General features: G+C 60.0%; 13 protein-coding genes. 8 read left to right on the top strand and 5 right to left on the bottom strand.

The genetic code is table 11. The features are described from left to right. Position 1: 1 nt before the first annotated feature. Entirely contained in the window at positions 2-172 is a 171-nt protein-coding gene (locus AOA61_RS10960) for a lipoprotein (RefSeq protein WP_010207449.1), read from the bottom strand. A gap of 238 nt (positions 173-410) precedes the next feature. Between AOA61_RS10960 and cyaY the strand changes: the two genes are divergently transcribed. The 3 genes from cyaY to rnk all read left to right on the top strand — a co-directional run bounded on the left by cyaY (position 411) and on the right by rnk (position 1509). Then, positions 411-743 (top strand): iron donor protein CyaY, encoded by a 333-nt coding sequence (gene cyaY / locus AOA61_RS10955; protein WP_032884360.1) that lies wholly within the window; start codon positions 411-413, stop codon positions 741-743. A gap of 2 nt (positions 744-745) precedes the next feature. Then, positions 746-964, top strand: a complete 219-nt coding sequence (locus AOA61_RS10950) for a DUF1289 domain-containing protein (protein ID WP_081797581.1) — start codon at positions 746-748, stop codon at positions 962-964. Between the two features lie 131 nt (positions 965-1095). Then, on the top strand, positions 1096-1509 hold the full coding sequence (gene rnk / locus AOA61_RS10945; RefSeq protein WP_032884359.1) for a nucleoside diphosphate kinase regulator: 414 nt from the start codon (positions 1096-1098) through the stop codon (positions 1507-1509). Here the strand turns inward: rnk and AOA61_RS10940 are convergent. From AOA61_RS10940 to AOA61_RS10930, 3 genes are all read right to left on the bottom strand, one after another. Then, complete coding sequence (locus AOA61_RS10940; protein ID WP_099601746.1) at positions 1506-4346, bottom strand: class I adenylate cyclase; 2841 nt, start codon at positions 4344-4346, stop codon at positions 1506-1508. The two genes, rnk and AOA61_RS10940, sit on opposite strands and share 4 nt — an antisense overlap. 168 nt (positions 4347-4514) lie before the next feature. Further along, entirely contained in the window at positions 4515-4769 is a 255-nt protein-coding gene (locus tag AOA61_RS10935; protein WP_014720451.1) for a TIGR02647 family protein, read from the bottom strand. 95 nt (positions 4770-4864) lie between these two features. Further along, on the bottom strand, positions 4865-5149 hold the full coding sequence (locus tag AOA61_RS10930; RefSeq protein WP_032884356.1) for a hypothetical protein: 285 nt from the start codon (positions 5147-5149) through the stop codon (positions 4865-4867). 125 nt (positions 5150-5274) lie between these two features. On the opposite strand from AOA61_RS10930, the gene AOA61_RS10925 reads away from it, so the two are divergent. Continuing rightward, complete coding sequence (locus tag AOA61_RS10925; protein WP_095185191.1) at positions 5275-5934, top strand: glutathione S-transferase family protein; 660 nt, start codon at positions 5275-5277, stop codon at positions 5932-5934. Positions 5935-5969: 35 nt separating this feature from the next. Here AOA61_RS10925 and argH read toward each other — a convergent pair whose 3' ends face one another. Beyond that, the gene (gene argH / locus AOA61_RS10920; RefSeq protein WP_032884354.1) at positions 5970-7364 is read right to left on the bottom strand and encodes an argininosuccinate lyase; all 1395 of its coding nucleotides are present in this window, start codon (positions 7362-7364) and stop codon (positions 5970-5972) included. A 503-nt stretch (positions 7365-7867) separates the two neighbouring features. Here argH and AOA61_RS10915 point away from each other — a divergent pair. From AOA61_RS10915 to AOA61_RS32205, 4 genes are all read left to right on the top strand, one after another. After that, positions 7868-8614, top strand: coding sequence for a LytTR family DNA-binding domain-containing protein (locus AOA61_RS10915; protein ID WP_095185190.1), 747 nt, complete (start codon positions 7868-7870; stop codon positions 8612-8614). Positions 8615-8752: 138 nt separating this feature from the next. Further along, positions 8753-9694 carry a hydroxymethylbilane synthase gene (hemC, locus tag AOA61_RS10910; protein WP_032884352.1) on the top strand — a complete coding sequence of 314 codons (942 nt, stop codon included), beginning with the start codon at positions 8753-8755 and terminating at the stop codon, positions 9692-9694. Continuing rightward, a complete protein-coding gene (locus AOA61_RS32210) occupies positions 9691-10452 on the top strand; it encodes a uroporphyrinogen-III synthase (RefSeq protein ID WP_122822539.1) in 762 nt (253 codons plus the stop codon). Before hemC ends, AOA61_RS32210 begins: the two co-directional genes overlap by 4 nt. An 18-nt stretch (positions 10453-10470) precedes the next feature. Beyond that, a complete protein-coding gene (locus AOA61_RS32205; RefSeq protein WP_032884350.1) occupies positions 10471-11586 on the top strand; it encodes a uroporphyrinogen-III C-methyltransferase in 1116 nt (371 codons plus the stop codon). Positions 11587-11589: the final 3 nt, after the last annotated feature.

Below are 11589 nucleotides of genomic sequence, written 5' to 3'. Positions count from 1 at the left end.
CTTATTCGTAGGTGTCGTGCTTATGCGCTTTGGATGGCTTTTGAGACGATTGCGCCTGTTCATTCGGGTCTTTGCTGTCATCGGGCAGGTACAGCGGGCCTTTTTGACCACAGGCACTAACGAGGCAAGCGACCGCGACGAGCGCAGCAAGGGAAGAGATCAGGCGCTTCATGGCGAAATCCTTGAATATGCATTAATTGCGCCCGAGTATACCGACCACCCGCCAGCTTGCCTATGCGCCGAAATACCCGTCCGGCGGGGGTTTGCCGACATGAAGGTGAAGCGGGCTACGCTGGCAGAGGATATTTCATACCGTCATCGGTAATGAAATCGGTATCCTTTGCAATCGGCGAGGCTCGCCCGTATCGTGCGGCGCTTGAGCAAAACCAGACACTTTTGAGGTTGCCACAATGAGTTTGACCGAAGCCCGTTTTCACGACCTGGTGGATGCGACCCAGCAGGCGCTGGAAGATATTTTTGACGACAGCGGCCTGGATGTGGACCTGGAAAACTCGGCCGGCGTGCTGACCGTCAAGTTCGAGAGTGGCCAGCAACTGATCTTCAGTCGCCAGGAACCCCTGCGTCAGCTGTGGCTGGCGGCGCGCTCCGGTGGCGTTCACTTTGACTACGACGAAGAAAGCGGCAAATGGCAGTGCGATAAGAGTGAAGAGTTGTTGGGCGAGATGCTCACGCGCCTGGTCCACGAATATACCGGCGCCGAGCTGGATTTCGACGAGATTTGACCGTGACTGAGCCTGCACCCGTACGTCCGCCAAAGCCGCTGTTCAGTAATGTCAGCCCGGCGGTGCCGTCACCTTGTATCAGTTTGTGTCGTCTGGACGAGCAAAAAGTCTGCCTCGGCTGCTTTCGTCACGTTGAAGACATCCGCGAATGGCGCTCCGCCGACGATGCCCGGCGCAGGGTGATCTGCGCCGAGGCCGAGCAGCGCAGGGCGCACGCCTGAGGCTGTCTTGTTTATTTGTGACGCTGTGGTAGTGTCCGGGTACGCCTCAACTCATCGAGGCCCGCGAGAACCCCGCCTTTTTTTGGCGGGGTTTTGCTTTTTTGTGCAGAAAAAAGGAGTCTGCCTGAATCATGACCACCGCACCGTCCATCATCCTCACCCGTCTTGACGTGCAGCGTCTGGAGCAACTGATCGACCGCTTGGGCGACGAAACTCCCGGCGTCGAAGCGTTGCAAGCCGAACTCGATCGCGCCGAAGAAGTGGTTGGCCACGATGAAGTGCCTGCGGGTGTCGTGACCATGAACTCCAGCGTACATTGCCGTGAGCAAGGCAGCGGCAAGGACTACCACCTGACGCTGGTCTATCCGAAAGATGCCAATGCAGACGCCGGCAAGATCTCGATCCTTGCACCCGTGGGCAGCGCGTTGTTAGGCCTGAAAGTGGGCCAGCATATCGACTGGCCGGCACCTGGCGGCAAGACCCTCAAGCTTGAATTGCTCAGTGTTGAAGGCCAGCCAAAAGACGGCGGCGCCTTCACTCTCTAAATCTGGCTCAGCGCCTCGTTGAGCGACAGCTCCAGCTCGGCCTTGTAGCGCAGGTAAAGGTTGCTCGGGCTCTGCACATCACCGAGCAGGCCCGATAGATCCAGGTCGGTGATGTAGCAACGGTAGCGCTCGGTTTCCCGGCGCTGTCCAACGATCTCCTGGGCGACCACGGCAAATAGCTGGTCGCCGAATTCCAATTCGGAAAACTCCCGCTGATTGCAGTACAGGGTAATGCCCACCTTGCCGTGTGCTGCTTTGCCGATAATCGCCTGCACGTCGTAAAACGGTTTGTTCGTTGGATTGTGCGGCGCCGGCCGAGGTTCGATCCCGCGGGCGCGTCCGCTTCCTGTCGGCAATAGTTGGTAATACAAGGTCTGCACCGCGCCCAGGGGTTGTTGCGTGTCCAGCGGCGACAACGCATCCCGCCGATAGATGATGGATTGCAGAAAGCGCTGCAAAGGCGCCAGCAGGCTCTGCTCATCATGAAACGGCAGGCGCTGCTGCCAGAGCGCGTTGAACTCATCCAGCACATACAGCTCGGCGAAATCCTCATTGACCCGGTAGAACACTTGCACGCAATCAGCCATGCCCATGGGCAGCAGCAGCGCCAGGTCGTGGTCTTCCAGGGCCATCGTGTCCAGATGCAGCGGGCTGTAGCTGGCCAGCTCCTCGCTGAGGTAGGCGATCAGCGCGTCCTGGGTTGCCAGTGACACATGGGTGGCTTGGCCCGGCATCAACTCCATTACGTGGTAGTGCTGCTGAACTTGCAGCAAGTAGCGGTGGTTGGACTGACCCAGCAGCAGGTTCTGCGCGGTGTCGAAGATTTCCTCCACGCGCTGGGCAATGAACTGCGCACGGTTATGACAGAAGCAGCGCACCCGCAGACGCGGCAGGCGGTCTGATGGCAGTTGGTTTAGGTAGTCGCGCAGGCAATCGAGCAAAGCGTGCGGGCCGTCGTAACGGCTGACCATCACTTCGTTCCAGCTGTTGAGCGTGACTTGGTCCAGGGTCAGCACCAGGTTATCGCGAACACCGGCATAACTCAGGGAGTCGGTGCGCTCGGTGGTCATCAGTATGTTCAGGTCGCGGTGATGCTTGAGCGGGTCGACGCCGACGTTGATCAGCAGCAACACTTCCTCGGGCACCGCCGATCGCAGCAGGCTTATTTCATCGACGCTGGTCAGGGGCAGGGCGACCGTTTGTTGCAGGCTGCCCAGCAGGTTGAACAACTCGAATTCGGTCATGTCGCTGGTGCCGGGGTGCAGCGCTAGGCGCGTGCTGCTGTCGATTACACCGTTGCGATGGCACCACGTCAGCATTTCCAGCAGGTCGCGGCTGCGCTTGATCGGCGCAAAGTGTTCCCACTCCAGGGCCGTGAGGTTGCCGTTGTACAACCCCCAGTGATGCTGGCCGGGTTCCTTGCGGTTGGGCGACTGCACCAGGGTCAAGGTGTCTTCAGCCAGGTCCGGTGCGATGCCGGGGTTGATGAATTCGACCTTGCCGGCTTTGCGCTCAAAAGCGGCATACAGGCGCCGGCCCAGCACGTTAAGGTCGCGCTTGTTGATCAGGCTGACGGTCTGTTCGGTCCGGGCAAACTGGGTCAGGAAGCGATAGCTGTAGTTCAGCTCGCTGACCAGGGCGCGGCGTTCCGAGGCCACCTGACGCACTTTCCACTGGCTGCGGCTGTCCAGCAGGGCGAGTTGACGCTGGTCCCAGCTCCATTCGCGGGCCAGGCGCTCCAGCAACAGTCGCTGCCAACTGCTGGTGCGTTGGCCGGCGGTGAGCTTGCGATTGACCTTCAGGTACAGCGCGCGGCGTACCAATTCCAGGCGTTCGGGCTCGTTGCGTGCCTTGAGGTATTCCTCGATGCGGCGGTACACCACGATGTACGGGTCCAGCTCATCCAGGTCCATCTGGTTCGCGAACACCGCGCGCTTGAAGCGCAGGCTCAGGCAATGCACGTTGGGGTGTTCGCTGGCGTAGACCTCAGTCAGCAGCAGTTTGAGCACCGATTTGTAAGGTGACTCGATGCCTTTGAACAACTGCCATAGACCGGCTCCGATGAATTCGCCGGGTGGAATATGTGCCAGGTGGCCGAGGTCAAGGGTTTCATCGGCGCGGATAAACCGCTTGGAGAGCAGTGTGTGGGTGAATTCGGCGTAACGGGTCTCTTCGTATACCGGCACCAGCCACCAAATCGGCGTGCGCCCGGCCAACCAGATGGTTGTGCGGTAGAACTCGTCCAGTAGCAGGTAATGCTGGGTGGTACCGCAGTCGTCGGAGCTCAGTTGGGTGTCGCGCTCGCCGAGTACGAAGCGCGTTGGCTCGATCAGGAAGAAGTGTGCCTCGGCACCCATGGTGAGGGCCCAGGCTTCTAGCAATTGGCATTTCTTGCGCAGTTCGCCCAGCTCGTTTTCGCCCAGGTCGGGGGCGTGGCACACCCATACGTCCATATCGCTCTGATCCGCTTGGGCGAGGGTGCCAAGGCTGCCCATCAGGAATAGGCCATGGATAGGCTTGGGCTGATTGACCGGGCGCGGCTTGTAAGAGAACGAGCGGGTCAGGCGTTGGGCTTCGGTCAAGGCCTGAGCGTCGGGCTCGAAATTCGAAAGCCCGGCTGGCGTGCTGCCCGAAACATAACCGGGCAACAGCGGATGATTAACGTGAAAAAACAGTGGCAGGAGGGTCAGCACGCTTTGCTGGCGCGGCGTCAGCCCCTCGACGGCACGCGCCATGCGCCCCTCATTGAGGGCCATGAAGCGCGAGCGCAATTGGGCCAGCACCTTGCGGTCGATGCCTTCGTCCAAGTCAGGGCGGATTTCATGGGTGCGGGTCATGTCGAACTCGGTGGCTCGCAGGGCCCGACGTGGGCGGCCGTGTAGGAGTTTACAGCCAGTGACGTAGGAGGTTTAGGGGGAAATGGTCTTTGACGCCAGAATTTTAACTGGCCCACAGCAACGCCCTTGGAATCCGCAGTGAGCGGACTCCATGGGCGGTATCGGGTATCAGGCTGCTTCTTTGGTGTTGGCAGTGGTCAGAATAGTCAGCAGGGTTTGGGCCTGCTCTGCGGCGTCCCGACCGAGGCTGGTCAGATAGCCCCCGTCTGGCTGGTCGATAAGTCCTTTGGCATGGAGGCGCTTGGCAGCGGCGATGGCAGTAGGAGCGGCGGTCTGATGGACTTTCAGACCTTCCTTGGTGCTGTCCAAGGGGAAGAGTACAAGGATTTCCAGTTCGGCAACCAATTCAGGGGTATACGACATAAGGACTCCAGACTTTCTAAAATTTATTAGAGGCTAGCAGGCCATAAGGTGAACGCACTTTGCCGAACTGTCCAGCGTGTTGCTGCGTGCCGGGATTATTCCTTTTCAGGCGGCAACTCAGGCAACGCCCGCAGCGCGGTTTCATACCATTCGGTATTGAAGGCGCGGTCCTCGTCCAGCATCGCGTCGATCTCGAACGCCAGCACGTGGGCCATAAGATTCAGGATGTCTTCGCGTTCATAACCCACCAGGGTCAGTTTGTTGAAGGTCGCCTTGGCGGCGGGGGGATTGTCGCTTTCGATCTGGTTCTCGATCGCTTCGATCAGGGTGTTTTCGGTGAATTCTTCTTCGTCACTGTCGATATCGGTCGGCTCGCTCATGGCAGGCTCCTCAAGGAAAGGGCGCCAGTCTACCTCCATTCAGGCAGGTGATGCTGCTGGTCAGGCTGGGCGTCAAGATCTATAACTCTTGCAGCCAACCCCGCACACGGCCTGGAGGCTTTGCGATGCTCAAGCTCTACGGATTTTCGGTCAGCAACTACTACAACATGGTGAAACTGGCGCTGTTGGAGAAAGGGCTCCTGTTTGAAGAGGTACCTTTCTATGCCGGTCAAACCCCGGAAGCCCTGGCAATCAGTCCGCGCGGCAAGGTACCGGCGCTTGGCGTAAAGCAGGGGTTTATCAACGAAACCAGCGTGATACTCGAATACATCGAGCAAACCCAGGAAGGTCCTTCGCTGTTGCCGGCAGACCCATTCCAGCGTGCCCAAGTGCTGGCGCTGTGCCGGGAAATCGAGCTGTACATCGAATTGCCCGCCCGCGCGTGTTTTGCCGAGGCGTTTTTCGGTATGCCGGTGCCGGAGGCGATCAAGGAAAAATCCAAGGCTGAGTTGCTGCTGGGGATCGGTTCTTTAGGTCGGCACGGCAAGTTCGCGCCTTACGTGGCGGGGGAGAGTTTTACGATTGCGGATCTGTATTTCATGTACAGCGTGAACCTCGCCTGTGGCGTGGGCGAGAAGCTGTTTGGATTGGATTTGCTGGCTGAGTTGCCAAAGGCGAAAGCGTTGTTGGAGCGATTGCATGCCATGCCCAACGCCCAAAAGGTGGCAGCGGACCGGGAGGCGGCGATGCCTGCGTTTATGGCGATGATTGCGGCCAAAAAGTGATCAAGTGTGGGAGGGGGCAAGCCCCTCCCACATTTTTAGCGGCTGGCGAGCAACGCCTGGCCGCGTACGACCGCTGCCTTCACCTGCGCGGGCGCAGTGCCGCCGATGTGATTACGCGCATTCACCGAACCTTCCAGGGTCAGTACGGCGAACACATCCTGCTCGATCTGGTCGCTGAACTGGCGCAGTTCTTCCAGGCTCATTTCTGCCAGGTCTTTGCCGGTTTCCACGCCGTATTTCACTGCGTGGCCGACTATTTCGTGGCAGTCACGGAACGGCAGGCCACGGCGCACCAGGTAGTCCGCCAGGTCCGTTGCCGTGGAGAAACCGCGCAAGGCCGCTTCACGCATGATCGCGTGTTTTGGCTTGATCGCCGGGATCATGTCGGCAAAGGCACGCAGCGAGTCGCGCAGGGTGTCGGCGGCGTCGAACAGCGGTTCCTTGTCTTCCTGATTGTCCTTGTTGTAGGCCAACGGCTGGCCTTTCATCAGGGTCAGCAGGCCCATCAGTGCGCCGAATACGCGGCCGCTCTTGCCGCGGACCAGCTCCGGCACGTCGGGGTTTTTCTTTTGCGGCATGATCGAGCTGCCGGTGCAGAAGCGATCCGGGAGGTCGATGAACTGGAATTGCGCGCTGGTCCACAGCACCAACTCTTCGGAGAAGCGTGACAGGTGCATCATCGCAATGCTGGCGGCGGCGCAGAATTCGATGGCGAAGTCACGGTCCGAGACGCCGTCCAGGGAGTTGCCGCCCACAGCGTCGAAGCCCAGCAGTTGCGCGGTGTACTCGCGGTCGATTGGGTAAGTGGTGCCAGCCAGCGCGGCGCTGCCCAGTGGCATGCGGTTGGCGCGCTTGCGGCAATCGACCAGGCGCTCGTAGTCGCGGCTGAGCATTTCGAACCAGGCCAGCAGGTGGTGACCGAACGTCACAGGCTGGGCGGTTTGCAGGTGAGTGAAGCCGGGCATGATGGTGTCCGATTCGCGTTCGGCCTGCTCCAGCAGGCCTTTTTGCAGGCGCGTTATTTCGGACAGGATCAGGTCGATTTCATCGCGCAGCCACAGGCGGATATCGGTGGCCACCTGGTCGTTACGGCTACGACCGGTGTGCAGTTTCTTGCCGGTCACACCGATACGGTCGGTGAGGCGGGCCTCGATATTCATGTGCACGTCTTCCAGGTCGACGCGCCAGTCGAACGTACCGGCTTCGATCTCACCGCGGATGGTGGTCAGGCCGTCAATGATGCTGTCGCGCTCGGCGTCGGTCAGCACGCCGACTTTGGCCAGCATCGTCGCGTGGGCGATGGAGCCCATGATGTCGTGGCGGTACAGGCGCTGGTCGAAGGTGACGGAGGCGGTGAAGCGGGCGACGAAGGCGTCGACGGGTTCACTGAAGCGGCCGCCCCAGGACTGGTTGGTCTTGTCGGTGCTCATGGATTCGCTCGTGGTCTGCTTAATAAAGAGGCGTGGAAGTCTGCCGGCGATAATAACAGGGTTGCCCGTGGAGGCGGTGCTGCGGGTCGTCGGCATTTTTATTTGTGCAAAGGATGGCTAAGTGCCTTGCCGCCGAACGCGTCCGGGAAGAGACTGGAGGTAGATGTTTATCGAAACGATATTTGACGATTGCGCAATATCGTTCCGGTGAGCGTCTACAGTTGGACTGATAGTGTGTGAATGCACCAAAGTCGGGTATTGCGGTCAGAGCCTGACTATCCATTTAAAAGGGGGGTATTCGGATTGTGTATCAGCAAACCCTACGACGATGCCCGATGGCAGCAGGTCTTGGGCGCTATTGAACAGGTCCGGGTAAATATGGGTGCCGCTGTCAGGGCACTTTTTGCCGCTCGCGCTAGTCTTAGCGTGGATCGCTGTGACGCAAGTCACCGCACCTGTCTACGCTATCCTTGTGCGAGACTCACGCAGGAATCCAGCGCTATATGAATGTCCTGATCGTTGATGACGAACCCCAAGCCCGCGAGCGACTGACCCGCTTGGTCAGTGAACTTGAGGGTTATACAGTCCTTGAGCCGAGTGCCACCAACGGGGAGGAGGCGTTGACGCTGATCGACAGCCTCAAGCCCGACCTGGTGTTGCTCGATATCCGCATGCCGGGCCTTGATGGCCTGCAAGTCGCCGCCCGGCTGAGCGAGCGAGAATCGCCACCCGCCGTGGTGTTATGCGCCGCGCAAGAAGAGTTTGCTGAGCAGACGCTGGAAGCCAGTGGCGTCAGCTTTGTGATTAAACCAGTGACTGCCGAAGCCTTGCTCAAGGCCATGAAGAAAGCCGAGCGCCCCAACCGCGCCCAACTGGCAGCCTTGACCCAGCCTGCCGCCCAAAGTGGTAACGGGCCGCGCAGCCACATCAGCGCTCGGACACGCAAAGGGATTGAGCTGATCCCACTGAGCCAGGTTGTTTATTTTATTGCCGATCACAAGTACGTGACCCTGCGACATGAGGCTGGCGAAGTGTTGCTCGATGAGCCGCTCAAGGCCCTTGAGGATGAGTTCGGCGAACGCTTCGTGCGTATCCACCGCAATGCGCTGGTGGCCCGCGAGCGGATCGAACGTCTTCAACGCACACCTCTGGGGCACTTCCAGTTGTTCCTTAAAGGGCTTAACGGCGATGCGTTGATCGTCAGTCGACGCCATGTCGCGGGCGTGCGCAAAATGATGCAGCAGCTTTAGTTCGAGGGCTGTAGCGAGGCCTGCATTCCTTATCCCGGTGCGACGTGGCCAGGGAGGCCCCGCACTTGCTGATTCAAATCAAAGCGCATTTGCCTGAGCTGTTATTATCTGCCGTATCTATTCAGTACGGATTGATCCATGTCCTCTCGCGAAATCCGCATCGCCACCCGTAAAAGTGCTCTGGCCTTATGGCAGGCCGAATACGTCAAAGCACGCCTTGAACAGGCCCATCCCGGCCTCACGGTGTCCCTGGTGCCCATGGTCAGTCGCGGCGACAAGCTGCTTGACTCGCCACTGTCGAAAATCGGGGGCAAGGGCCTGTTCGTCAAGGAACTGGAAACTGCGCTGCTGGAAAACGAAGCCGACATCGCCGTGCATTCGATGAAAGACGTGCCCATGGACTTTCCCGAAGGCCTGGGCCTTTTTTGCATCTGCGAGCGCGAAGACCCGCGTGATGCCTTCGTTTCCAACACCTATGCATCCCTGGATGAGCTGCCGCTGGGCAGCATCGTCGGCACCTCCAGCTTACGTCGTCAGGCCCAGCTGCTGACCCGCCGTCCAGACCTGCAGATCCGCTTTCTACGTGGCAACGTCAACACTCGCCTGGCTAAGCTGGATGCTGGCGAATATGACGCGATCATCCTGGCTGCCGCTGGTTTGATCCGTCTGGGTTTCGAAGATCGCATCACCTCCGCCATCAGCGTCGAAGACAGCTTGCCAGCGGGTGGGCAGGGCGCCGTGGGCATCGAATGTCGCACCGCCGACAGCCAAATCCACGAACTTCTCAAGCCGCTCGATCACCACGATACCGAAGTGCGTGTCACAGCCGAGCGAGCTCTGAACAAGCACCTCAATGGCGGCTGCCAAGTGCCGATTGCTTGCTACGCCGTGCTCGAAGGTGAAGACCTGTGGCTGCGTGGCCTGGTCGGCGACCCTGACGGCGGCACCTTGTTGACGGCAGAAGTGCGCGGGCCGCAGCGTGATGCCACGGCGTTGGGTATCCAGGTCGCTGAAGAGCTACTGGATAAAGGCGCTGGTGCCATTCTGCAAAAAGTCTACGGTGAGGCCGGTCCGCAGTGAGTGGGTGGCGAGTGCTGCTGACGCGGCCTGCAGAGGAATCGACCGCCCTGGCGGCGTCGTTATCTGAAGCCGGCATTTTCAGCAGCAGTTTGCCCCTGCTGGACACTGAGCCTTTACCCATCACGCCCGAGCAACAGGCTGTCTTCCGTGACCTGCATCGCTATTGCGCGGTGATCGTGGTGAGCAAGCCCGCTGCGCGCCTTGCCCTGCAGCAGTTGGCTCATCATCCCAAACCACAAATGCCTTGGTTCAGCGTCGGCGCGGCAACAGCGCAGGTACTGTCCGATCAGGGCCTGAACGTTCACTATCCCCAAAGCGGCGACGACAGCGAGGCCTTGCTTCAATTACCGGCGTTGCGCGAGGCTATCGCGTGCCGCGATTCACGGGTTTTGATTCTGCGTGGCGAGGGCGGTCGAGAGTTGCTGGCGGAGCGTTTGCGCGAGCAAGGTGCTAGTGTCGACTATCTGGAGTTGTACCGCCGTTTCCTGCCGACCTATGACGCCGGTGTGCTGGTGCAACGCATCCAGTTGGAACGCTTGAACGGCCTGGTGGTCAGCAGTGGGCAGGGTTTTTTGCACCTGCAAGCCTTGGCCGGCCCCGATTGGCCACAAGTGGCACAGCTGCCGTTGTTCGTGCCCAGCCCACGAGTCGCCGAGATGGCACGGGCTGCTGGCGCAGAAAAAGTTGTGGATTGTCGCGGCGCGAGTGCCGCGGCTTTGTTAGTGGCGTTACGGAGTCATCCCGTTCCCACTCTCTGATACGCAAAGGACGGATACGTGAGCGAAACAGCCTTGCCTAAAGATGAAACCCAACCCGCACTCGATGCGCCGGTTGAGTCACCGGTCACCACGCCGCGCCGTGGCAATGGCCTGGCAGTTGTCGCCTTGCTGCTTGGCGCCGTGGGTGTTGCTGCCGGGGGTTGGGGGATCTGGCAGGTCCGCGCCCTGCAAGCCAGCAGCCAGCAGCAGCTGGGTCAGGTGCAGACCTTGGATGACCAATCCCAGTCCCTCAAGCAAAGTCAGCAGCAACTGGCTGCGCGCTTGGCCCAGTTGCCGGGCGCTGACGAGTTGGAAGAGCGCCGCCGTCTGGTCGCCCAGTTGCAAGGTGATCAGCAGCGCCTTAACCAGCGTCTGGAAACCGTGCTGGGGGCCAGCCGTAAAGACTGGCGCCTGGCCGAGGCCGAGCACCTGATCCGTCTGGCGAGTTTGCGGCTGTCCGCCCTGCAAGATATCAACAGTGCCCAGGCGCTGGTGCAGGGTGCCGACGAGATTCTTCGCGAGCAGAGCGATCCAGGTTCCTACGCTGCGCGAGAACAATTGGCCAAGAGCCTGGCCGCGTTGCGCAGTACCGAGCAGCCGGACCGTACCGGGCTCTACCTGCAATTGGCAGCCTTGCGTGACCAGGTTGTGCAGTTGGCAGCCATTGCCCCTGAATATCAACTCACCGAGCCCTCTGGGCAGGGGCGTCCAAGCACTGATACGGATAGCCGCTGGAGACAGTGGTGGGAGCAGATTTCCCGTTACTTCCGCATCGACTTCAATCCCGACGATAACATTCGACCACTGCTCGCCGGTCAGGGGCTGAACCAAGTTCGCCTGGCCCTGAGCCTGGCGCTGGAGCAGGCGCAATGGGCGGCGCTCAATGGAGAGTCGGCGGTGTACAGCCGTTCGCTGGGCGAGGCGCGCAGCGTGTTGCAGGACAACTTCAACCAGGACAATCCGCAGAGCAAGGCGATGCTGGCGCGTATCGCCGAGCTTGAGCCAAAAGCCGTGTCGGTAGTGACACCGGACCTGGCGGCGAGTCTGGCTGCGGTGCAGGCGTACCTAGAACGTCGTCATGTGTCTGCTGACGAAGCTAAGGCGGCGGCTGGCAAGCCGGCGATCCAGGAGTAGAGC

The organism is Pseudomonas sp. 2995-1 (assembly GCF_002742505.1).
Classification (GTDB): Bacteria; Pseudomonadota; Gammaproteobacteria; order Pseudomonadales; family Pseudomonadaceae; genus Aquipseudomonas; species Aquipseudomonas sivasensis.
The sequence above is the reverse complement of the archived record's forward strand: the minus strand, read 5'-3'. Positions and strand labels throughout refer to the sequence as shown.

What these genes read in the sequence shown, in the direction of transcription:
- AOA61_RS10940 (WP_099601746.1), bottom strand. Translation starts at nt 4,346, where the DNA reads ATGACCCGCACCCATGAAATCCGCCCTGACTTGGACGAAGGCATCGAC.
- rnk (WP_032884359.1), top strand. Translation starts at nt 1,096, where the DNA reads ATGACCACCGCACCGTCCATCATCCTCACCCGTCTTGACGTGCAGCGT.
- cyaY (WP_032884360.1), top strand. Translation starts at nt 411, where the DNA reads ATGAGTTTGACCGAAGCCCGTTTTCACGACCTGGTGGATGCGACCCAG.
- AOA61_RS10915 (WP_095185190.1), top strand. Translation starts at nt 7,868, where the DNA reads ATGAATGTCCTGATCGTTGATGACGAACCCCAAGCCCGCGAGCGACTG.
- AOA61_RS10930 (WP_032884356.1), bottom strand. Translation starts at nt 5,149, where the DNA reads ATGAGCGAGCCGACCGATATCGACAGTGACGAAGAAGAATTCACCGAA.
- AOA61_RS10925 (WP_095185191.1), top strand. Translation starts at nt 5,275, where the DNA reads ATGCTCAAGCTCTACGGATTTTCGGTCAGCAACTACTACAACATGGTG.
- AOA61_RS10935 (WP_014720451.1), bottom strand. Translation starts at nt 4,769, where the DNA reads ATGTCGTATACCCCTGAATTGGTTGCCGAACTGGAAATCCTTGTACTC.
- hemC (WP_032884352.1), top strand. Translation starts at nt 8,753, where the DNA reads ATGTCCTCTCGCGAAATCCGCATCGCCACCCGTAAAAGTGCTCTGGCC.
- AOA61_RS10960 (WP_010207449.1), bottom strand. Translation starts at nt 172, where the DNA reads ATGAAGCGCCTGATCTCTTCCCTTGCTGCGCTCGTCGCGGTCGCTTGC.
- argH (WP_032884354.1), bottom strand. Translation starts at nt 7,364, where the DNA reads ATGAGCACCGACAAGACCAACCAGTCCTGGGGCGGCCGCTTCAGTGAA.